The organism is Reyranella humidisoli (genome assembly GCF_019039055.1).
Lineage (GTDB): Bacteria > Pseudomonadota > Alphaproteobacteria > Reyranellales > Reyranellaceae > Reyranella > Reyranella humidisoli.
The window spans coordinates 1-1,048 of the sequence record NZ_JAHOPB010000006.1; the positions used below are offsets into that span (position 1 = coordinate 1).

A 1,048-nucleotide genomic window follows, 5' to 3' on the forward strand; every position below is an offset into this window, starting at 1 on the left:
CTAGAGCGTTTCATTTCTTGAGGGAATCGGAGGGGATTCCCGATCTGTGCGGAATGTGATTCAAGATGCTGGCTGGGTAGGAGGCCAGTATCGATGCGTCCTCTCTCGAATGACCTGCGTGAGCGTGTCGTTGCAGCGGTCGGTGCCGGCGATAGCTGTCGGTCGGTAGCGGCGCGGTTTGGGGTTGCGGCGTCCACGGTTGTGAAGTGGTCGCAACGCTACCGGGCGACGGGGTCGGTGACGCCGGGCAAGGTCGGCGGCCACCGCAAACCGGTGCTGAATGCCCATCGTTCCTTCATCCGGGAGCGGATCGACCAGATGCCGCATCTGACCCTGCACAAGCTCAAGGACGAGCTGGCGGTGCGGGGCATCGTCGTGTCGCACAATGCGGTGTGGACGTTCCTGCGCCGTGAAGGACTGAGTTTCAAAAAAAACGCTGTTCGCTCTTGAGCAGGCCCGGGCCGACGTGGCCCGTCGGCGGCGGCGCTGGCAGGCCCTGCAGGCCGGTCTCGATCCGCAACGCCTGGTCTTCATCGACGAGACCTGGATCAAGACGAACATGGCTCCCTTGCGCGGCTGGGCCCCGAAGGGCCAGCGCCTGCGCGGCTTCGCCCCTCAGGGACGGTGGCGGACCCTGACCTTCCTCGGCGCGCTCCGCTGGGACGGGATCACCGCACCCTGCATCTTCGACGGTCCGATCAACGGCCAGTGCTTCCGCGCCTATGTCGAGCAGCTGCTCCTGCCGGCCCTGCGGCAAGGCGACATCGTCGTCCTCGACAATCTCGGCAGCCACAAGGCCAAGGCCCTCCGCCCGATGCTCAAGGCCGTCGGCGCAAGGCTTTGGTATCTCCCGCCCTACTCACCGGATCTCAACCCGATCGAGAAGGCCTTCTCCAAGATCAAACACTGGATGAGGCTCGCCCAGAAGCGCACCCCCGAAGGCCTCTCGCGGTACATCGGAGACCTTCTCAAGACCATCCGACAATCCGAATGCTGCAACTACATTCACAGCGCCGGATATGCTCTCGTCAAAACGTGAAACGCTCTA

1 protein-coding gene is annotated in these 1,048 nt (G+C 63.5%); it reads left to right on the forward strand.

The features are described from left to right. Positions 1-93: 93 nt before the first annotated feature. A protein-coding gene (locus KQ910_RS26605) for an IS630 family transposase (RefSeq protein ID WP_216967221.1) occupies positions 94-1,039 on the forward strand; the annotation gives its coding sequence in 2 pieces (ribosomal slippage) (positions 94-426 and positions 428-1,039; 945 coding nt in all). Positions 1,040-1,048 lie beyond the last annotated feature (9 nt).